Genomic DNA, 6,899 nt, shown 5'->3' on the forward strand with positions numbered 1-6,899 from the left:
GCCAGTCCCCCGTTTACGTGGCGTCGGGGTACGTTTGCATATCAATGCAGCAAGAGTGGGGCAGCCGCCGACCCCTCATCGCCCGGCGGCGGCGGGGCGGGCATCGGGCGCGCCGCCTGCGGCGGTGGCATGGGCGGCAGCGGCGGCAGGGTGCTCCCCCCCTGCTGTGGCGCGGCCGGACCGGCGGCGGGCGCGGAATCGGTCGCGGGCGTCACGGGGGGCGGGGCCTGCTGCTGCACCACCGCAAGCGGCGGCGGGATGGGGGCGACATCCGCCCCGCCACACCCGACGACCTGCACGTCATAAAGCGGGTTCTGGAACACGCCGAGCGCCGGTTCCTGCCGCAGCATCCACCCGTCGAACGGGGTCATCCCCTCATGCGCGTCGCGCACCGCAAGCCATGCCGCCGTATCCGCGGGCAGCGTCGGCGGCCGTTCAAGGCAGGCACGCGCATGCAGCGTCAGGCTCTTGTAGGTCGCATCCTGCCCGGCGGGGATATCGAAGACCTGCACATGGGCATCGAGCTTGTCGAGGATCCGCACCACCGCAACCGCGCGCCCCTTCCACGTATCGGGCGGGTACATCGCGGGCGGCGGCAGCCATTGCGGCGCATCGGCACGGGCGACGCCGCAAAGGGCCACACCCCCGCCAGCCAGCGAAACGCCAAGGGCCGCGACACACACGGCGGCACGCATCCGGCGCCTCATGCGTGGGGACTCCGCATCCTGTTGACCAGTTCGATCAGGATACGCCGCATCTGCGCCTCATCCACACCCATCAGGATCGCATCCTCGAACGCGTCGCGCATGACATCATGCAGTTCGACATAGTTTTCACGCAGCACCAGAAGTTTCTCACGGCACGAGACCGGCTGCCCGTCGGGCTGGGGCCAGATCGCGGGGATGGCGTCGTCCTCACTGTCACCCTGTCCCATCCTCATGGCTCCCTGCCGGATGTGGGCGCGTCAAGGGGCGCGGGGGCAGCCGGGGGCCGCGCCGCCGGGGCCGCCGTCGTGTCCGTGGCGCCGGACTGCTGCGCATGGGCCCGGGCCTGGTTGGCCTGCGTCAGGGTATCGGTGACGGAGAAGATGAACTTGCTGAGCAGCTGCTCAAGGCTGATGGAGCCCTGCGTCTCCCCGATCGTGGCGCCGGGCCGGAGCATCCTGTCATCCCCGCCGGGGGAGAGCGCGATGTATTTCCCGCCAAGCAGGCTGTCGCTGGTGATGATGGCCGCCGTATCGTCGGGCAGCTTGATGTCCGGGCGCACCGTGAAGGTCACGCCCGCGGCGAACGTCTTCGGGTCCACCCGTTCATCGACGACCTGCCCCACCGTGATCCCGGCAAGGCGCACGTCCGAACCGACGGCAAGCCCGTCGATATGCGCGAATGTCGCATTCAGGCGATATCCGCTTTCGGCCGGGCGGCCCTTGTCGATCACGGCATAGGCCAGGAAACCGCCCAGCAGTGCAAGGACCGCGAACCCGGCCAGAAGATCCGCCGGTTTCCGTTCCGGACGTGCTGAAACCCCAGCAACCATGACGCGATGCTTTCCCAAAATCGATCAGCATCACCCATAACAGGTTATGCCGTGCGTTTCACCCTTCGGGGAACCATGCATCATAATCGCTGGTGGTTGAAGCCCGCTGCCCGCCGCGATAGTCGCTGCCGGGCGGACGGTAGGCGTCCGGTGTCCCGGTCTGGTTGGGCTGGTACGGGATCTGCCACGACCTGCGCGCGCTTTCGGGCAGGGGGGCGTCATCGACATGATGCAGCCATCCCCACCATTCCGGCGGGACGGCGGACGCATCCTCCCCCTTGTGATAGATGACCCAGCGCTCGTGCCGCTTCAGACCTCCACCGGTCCGGTTGGCCGTGCGGGCCTCATAATAGCACCGGCCATCGGCATCCTTGCCAACCAGCCGGCCCTTGAATCTGGTATAGATACGGGTGCCGAGATTTGCCATGGCCCGCAGCCTAGCGGCATTTCGCGCAGGTACGGCGTCACATCTGCGGGATCATGCCCATGCCGGGCACGTAACGTCGCGACATCCATGCCCGTGGCGCGGCGCAGGCACGCCCGCCACCACCACCCGCGGCGTCCCGCGCGCCGTTCACGCAAAGTTATCCCCCATATCCACGATATACAGTGGAATGTATAGTTGCGACTCCCCGTCGCGCGGGTTCCGGGGCGATAACGCGCGGGGATAGACTGCCCCCATGACAGCACGAAGCCACTGGAACGGCGTTCGCATGCGTACCGTGCAGGCCGCCGCGGACCCCGACGATGCCCCCCGCACCGTCACCCTTCCCGCCGATTGGGACGATACGGCGGCGGAGGCGCTCGCGCGGTTGACGCCGGGCCACCGTCCCGTCGACCTGACGCACGAGGCGGCGCGATGGATCGATGACCTGTGCGCGGGCGAAATCGCGCGCCCCGTCATCGAACCGGTCGCGCGTTCGCTCTCCTGCCTGCTGCTGCTGCGCCAGGCCGCCCCGACGGAGGCGCTGTGGCACGGGCATTTCGACCGCAGGCCGGGATTCATCGTCAACCTCGCCGCGTTCGTGCATCCCGACATCGGCTTCCGCGCCGATGATTTCGTCGCCGCCCTGCGCCTGCTGGCGCGCGTGCTGCGCACCATCGCGCAGCAGAAGGCGGCGCTGCGCAACGGGGAACTGCCGCTCAACGATCCCGCGGCCCCCGCAACCACCACCGCGCCGGATGACGCGACGGGGACACGCGCGATGGTCGCGGGCGAAATCCTGCTGACCAACCTTGACGCCTGCCTTGCGGGGCTGGGCCTCGATTATGACAGCGAGGGCGGGCGCGACGCGGCATGCAGCCTTGTCGCGCTGGCGACACTGGTGGCCCATGCGGGCGAGGGCGCGGACGCCCTGCCCCTGCCACCCGTGCGCAGCGTCGTCCCCGGCGTGAACCAGATCGCGCGCACCGTGTGGCAGGACGCGGCGGTGGAAACCGAACATCCCATGGCGCGGGTGGAAACCGGGTTTTCCGCCCCCGGCCCGATCGACGCCCTGCTGGGGGTGGAGGCCTGCGGACTGGCGCCTGCATTCTCCCCCCTGCGTCCCGACGGACGGCTGGCGACCAGCACGCTGGCGCGCCTGGCCTGCCGTGGCCTGACGCTGGAGGCCGCGTTCGCCGCCATGCTGGCGGGCGAGGTCGTCCTGCCCCTGCCCGATGCGTCCTCCCACCAGGCGATGTATCGCGCGCTGGCGGGTTTCATCGACCGCATGCCGCCGCGCCCCGATTCCATGCGCGACACGCTGCAGACCCGCGCGGTGCTGGAACGTGGCGTGCGCCGCGCCCTGCCGCCGCGCCATGGCGGCTTCACGCAGAAGGCCAGCGTCGGCGGCCACAGGCTGTACCTGCGCACCGGCGAGTATGAGGACGGGACGCTGGGCGAGATCTCGATCACGCCCACGCGCGAAAGCCCGATGACGCGCGGCCTGATGGACAGCCTGGGGCAGGCCGTCAGCATCGGGCTGCAATATGGCGCACCGCTGGAAATCTATGTCGACGCGTTTGCCTACAGCCATTTCGGCCCGGCGGGCACCGTGGAAGGCGACGCGGTTGCGTCCTATGCGACATCCATGCTGGATTATGCGTTCAGGGCGCTGTCCGATGCCTATCTTGGCCGCAGGCTGCCTGATGCCCCGCACGAGGACAGCCTGGCGCCGGCGCCATCGCCGATGCTGCCGCTGGACCTTCCGGCGCAGGGGCATGTGGCGCAGGGATACGCGGCAAAGGGGCATTCGGGCGGCGACAATGACGAAACGCCGCCGCCGCGACGCGGCAGGCTGCGGCTGGTTGTATGACGGCGTTTGCACGCCACAGGAAAACAGGAACAGACCCGATGTCCGCACATACCCCCGAAGAACGCCTCAGGCAGCTTGGCATCGTCCTGCCGACGCCTGCCGCCCCGGTCGCCAATTACGTCGCTGCCGTCATCACCGGCTCCTCCCTCGTCGTGTCGGGGCAGCTGCCGCTGGTGGACGGGAAGCTGTATGCCAGCGGCAAGCTGGGCGACAGCGTGGCGGTGGAAGTCGCGGTGGAGGCCGCGCGCTACAGCATGGTCAACGTCATCGCGCAGGTGAAGGCAGCCATCGGCGACCTGTCGCGCGTGAAGCGGGTCGTGCGGCTGGGCGGCTTCATCGCCTGCACCCCTGATTTCACGCAGCATGCCAGCGTGATGAACGGTGCGTCCGACCTGGCCGTCGCCGTGTTCGGTGATGCGGGCCGCCATGCGCGCTCCACCGTGGGCGTGCCGTCCCTGCCGCTGGATTCGGCGGTCGAGGTCGAGGGCCTGTTCGAAATCGCCTGATCCCTGCGTCCCACCCATGGCCGCGCGCCCGACTGTCCCGGCAGGGGGCGGCGGCACATCGTCACGGGGATCATGCGATGCCTGACACCGATCCTTGCGCAGGGCTCAGCCTGACGCTGCACCGCCGCATCGCGGAAATCCCCGCGACGCAGTGGGACCTGTGCGCGGGCGGGGACAACCCGTTCGTCAGCCACGCCTTCCTGTCCGCGCTGGAGGACAGCGGGTCGGTCGACGCACGCACCGGCTGGCTGCCACAGCACGCCGCCCTGCGCGCGGCGGACGGGTCGGTGGTGGCGGTGGCCCCGATGTATGCGAAATCCCATTCCTTCGGCGAATATGTGTTCGACCAGCAATGGGCCCGCGCGTTCGAGCAGGCGGGCGGGCAGTATTACCCGAAACTGCAGGTCGCCGTCCCCTTCTCCCCCGTGCCCGGCCCACGCCTGCTGCTGCGCGCGGACCGGCGCGACGACCCGCGGCTTGCCCGGACGCTGGTCGGCGCGCTGCGGCAGGCCTGTGGGGAACTGGGCCTGTCCTCCACCCATGTGACGTTCTGCGAACGGGGCGAATATGACCTGATGGGGGACGAAGGCTGGCTGCGGCGTCTGGGGGTGCAGTATCACTGGGACAATCCCGGCTATGCCAGCTTTGACGATTTCCTCGACGCCCTCGCCTCGCGCAAGCGCAAGACGCTGCGGCGTGAACGGCGCGACGCCAATGGCTGCGGCCTGACGTTCGAGGTGGTGCGCGGTCCCGACATTACCGAGGACCTGTGGGACCATTTCTACCGCTTCTACCTTTCCACCGTGGACCGCAAATGGGGCAGCGCCTACCTGCGCCGCCCGTTCTTCTCCCTGCTGTCGCAACGCCTGGGCGAGCGCGTGGTGCTGATGGTCGCGCGCCAGGACGGGACGCCAGTGGCGGGCGCGCTGAACCTGATGGGGCGCGACACGCTGTATGGCCGCAACTGGGGCTGTGACCGGGGCGACTGGCCATTCCTGCATTTCGAACTGTGCTACTACCGCGCGATGGAATTCGCCATCAGCCACGGCCTGCGCCGGGTGGAGGCGGGCGCGCAGGGGGAACACAAGCTGCAGCGCGGCTATCGCCCCTGCCTGACCCATTCCGCGCACTGGATCGAACATCCCGGCCTGCGCCATGCGGTGGCGGAGTTCGTGGAACATGAACGCACCGCCATCCTTGGGGAGATGGAGGCGCTCGACGCAATGACGCCCTACCGCACGCAAAGCTGAACGCCACGGCCCGCCCATCGGTGATGCAGGTCATGCGCCCGCGTACCCCGTGGTGGTAGGATATTCCCCTGCGGCCGCGCGTGCCCCGTGCGCACGGACCTGACGATGAGGGAGGACCAACCGCCATGTACGCCATGAGACTGAACGCCCCGCACACCCCGCTGCAATGGACCGAACTGCCGGACCCCGAACCGGGACCGGGACAAATCCGCGTCAAGGTCGGGGCCTGTGGCGTCTGTCGCACCGACCTGCACGTGGTCGACGCGGACCTGCCCTTTCCCGGCCATCCGCTGACGCCGGGGCATGAGATCGTCGGGCGCATCGATGCACTCGGCCCCAATGTCACCGACCTGCATATCGGGCAGCGCGTCGGCATCCCGTGGCTGGGCCACACCTGCGGGCACTGCCATTACTGCGACACCGGGCGGGAGAACCTGTGCGACCATCCGCTGTTCACCGGCTATACCCGCGATGGCGGCTACGCCACGATGGCCGTGGCGGATGCGCATTTCGCCTTCCCCCTGCCCGATGGCACCGACGACGTGGCCACGGCCCCCCTGCTGTGCGCGGGCCTGATCGGGTGGCGTTCGCTGGTGATCGCGGGCAAGGACGCGCAGACCATCGGCCTGTACGGCTTTGGCGCCGCCGCCCACATCATCGCACAGGTGGCCCTGTGGCAGGGGCGCAGGGTCTATGCCTTTACCCGGCCGGGCGATACGAAGACACAGGAATTCGCCCGTGACCTCGGCGCGACATGGGCGGGCGGGTCGGATGAACTCCCGCCCGAGCAGCTGGACGCCACGATCATCTTCGCCCCCGTGGGCGCGCTGGTGCCCGCCGCGCTGAAGGCGGTGCACAAGGCCGGGCGCGTCGTGTGCGCGGGCATCCACATGAGCGAGATCCCGGCATTTTCCTACGACCTGCTGTGGGAGGAACGGCAGCTTGTCTCCGTCGCGAACCTGACGCGGCAGGACGGGATCGACTTCCTCGAACTCGTCCCGCGCGTGGGGGTACGCACGACGACGACCCCCTATCCCCTGCGCGATGCCAACCGGGCGCTTGACGACCTGCGCCATGGCCGGTTCGAAGGGGCGGCCGTCCTGGTGCCCTGATGCTGTCCTTGGGTTTGGATAGCAGACTGATATTGAACAGAAAAATGTTTTCGGGTGCCGGCTTTTTTGCAGGGTCTGTTGGGAATTATGGTTTTTAAAAGCGTGTGATTGTGATTCAAGGTCTGCATGGATCGCTTCGTACTGACAGACGCCCAATGGGCGAAAATGGAACCGCTGTGCCTTGGCAAGAAAACGGAT

General features: G+C 68.4%; 8 protein-coding genes. 4 read left to right on the forward strand and 4 right to left on the reverse strand.

Features of this window, described 5'->3' with window-relative positions:
• Positions 1–41 precede the first annotated feature (41 nt).
• Genes KMAL_RS09780 through KMAL_RS09795 form a run of 4 tightly spaced genes read right to left on the reverse strand, consistent with a single transcriptional unit; the run spans position 42 to position 1,963 of the window.
• Positions 42–707, reverse strand: coding sequence for a DUF2155 domain-containing protein (locus KMAL_RS09780; RefSeq protein ID WP_110095525.1), 666 nt, complete (start codon positions 705–707; stop codon positions 42–44).
• Entirely contained in the window at positions 704–934 is a 231-nt protein-coding gene (locus KMAL_RS09785) for a hypothetical protein (protein ID WP_110095526.1), read from the reverse strand. The genes KMAL_RS09780 and KMAL_RS09785 overlap by 4 nt, the downstream gene beginning before the upstream one ends.
• A 2-nt stretch (positions 935–936) precedes the next feature.
• A complete protein-coding gene (mlaD, locus tag KMAL_RS09790; protein WP_239020058.1) occupies positions 937–1,536 on the reverse strand; it encodes an outer membrane lipid asymmetry maintenance protein MlaD in 600 nt (199 codons plus the stop codon).
• Between the two features lie 58 nt (positions 1,537–1,594).
• Complete coding sequence (locus tag KMAL_RS09795) at positions 1,595–1,963, reverse strand: NADH:ubiquinone oxidoreductase subunit NDUFA12 (RefSeq protein WP_110095527.1); 369 nt, start codon at positions 1,961–1,963, stop codon at positions 1,595–1,597.
• Positions 1,964–2,216: 253 nt separating this feature from the next.
• On the opposite strand from KMAL_RS09795, the gene KMAL_RS09800 reads away from it, so the two are divergent.
• From KMAL_RS09800 to KMAL_RS09815, 4 genes are all read left to right on the forward strand, one after another.
• Positions 2,217–3,833, forward strand: a complete 1,617-nt coding sequence (locus KMAL_RS09800; RefSeq protein ID WP_110095528.1) for a TSCPD domain-containing protein — start codon at positions 2,217–2,219, stop codon at positions 3,831–3,833.
• A 38-nt stretch (positions 3,834–3,871) separates the two neighbouring features.
• Entirely contained in the window at positions 3,872–4,339 is a 468-nt protein-coding gene (locus KMAL_RS09805) for a RidA family protein (RefSeq protein WP_110095529.1), read from the forward strand.
• A 77-nt stretch (positions 4,340–4,416) separates the two neighbouring features.
• Positions 4,417–5,589 carry a GNAT family N-acetyltransferase gene (locus KMAL_RS09810; protein WP_167400067.1) on the forward strand — a complete coding sequence of 391 codons (1,173 nt, stop codon included), beginning with the start codon at positions 4,417–4,419 and terminating at the stop codon, positions 5,587–5,589.
• Between the two features lie 125 nt (positions 5,590–5,714).
• A complete protein-coding gene (locus tag KMAL_RS09815; protein ID WP_110095530.1) occupies positions 5,715–6,701 on the forward strand; it encodes a zinc-dependent alcohol dehydrogenase family protein in 987 nt (328 codons plus the stop codon).
• The last annotated feature ends 198 nt before the right edge of the window (positions 6,702–6,899 follow it).

The sequence above is a fragment of the Novacetimonas maltaceti genome, from assembly GCF_002906255.1.
In the GTDB taxonomy this organism is placed as follows: Bacteria; Pseudomonadota; Alphaproteobacteria; order Acetobacterales; family Acetobacteraceae; genus Novacetimonas; species Novacetimonas maltaceti.

Coding starts and splice junctions, on each gene's coding strand:
- KMAL_RS09780 (WP_110095525.1), bottom strand. CDS start 707: ATGAGGCGCCGGATGCGTGCCGCCGTGTGTGTCGCGGCCCTTGGCGTT.
- KMAL_RS09785 (WP_110095526.1), bottom strand. CDS start 934: ATGGGACAGGGTGACAGTGAGGACGACGCCATCCCCGCGATCTGGCCC.
- mlaD (WP_239020058.1), bottom strand. CDS start 1,536: ATGGTTGCTGGGGTTTCAGCACGTCCGGAACGGAAACCGGCGGATCTT.
- KMAL_RS09795 (WP_110095527.1), bottom strand. CDS start 1,963: ATGGCAAATCTCGGCACCCGTATCTATACCAGATTCAAGGGCCGGCTG.
- KMAL_RS09800 (WP_110095528.1), top strand. CDS start 2,217: ATGACAGCACGAAGCCACTGGAACGGCGTTCGCATGCGTACCGTGCAG.
- KMAL_RS09805 (WP_110095529.1), top strand. CDS start 3,872: ATGTCCGCACATACCCCCGAAGAACGCCTCAGGCAGCTTGGCATCGTC.
- KMAL_RS09810 (WP_167400067.1), top strand. CDS start 4,417: ATGCCTGACACCGATCCTTGCGCAGGGCTCAGCCTGACGCTGCACCGC.
- KMAL_RS09815 (WP_110095530.1), top strand. CDS start 5,715: ATGTACGCCATGAGACTGAACGCCCCGCACACCCCGCTGCAATGGACC.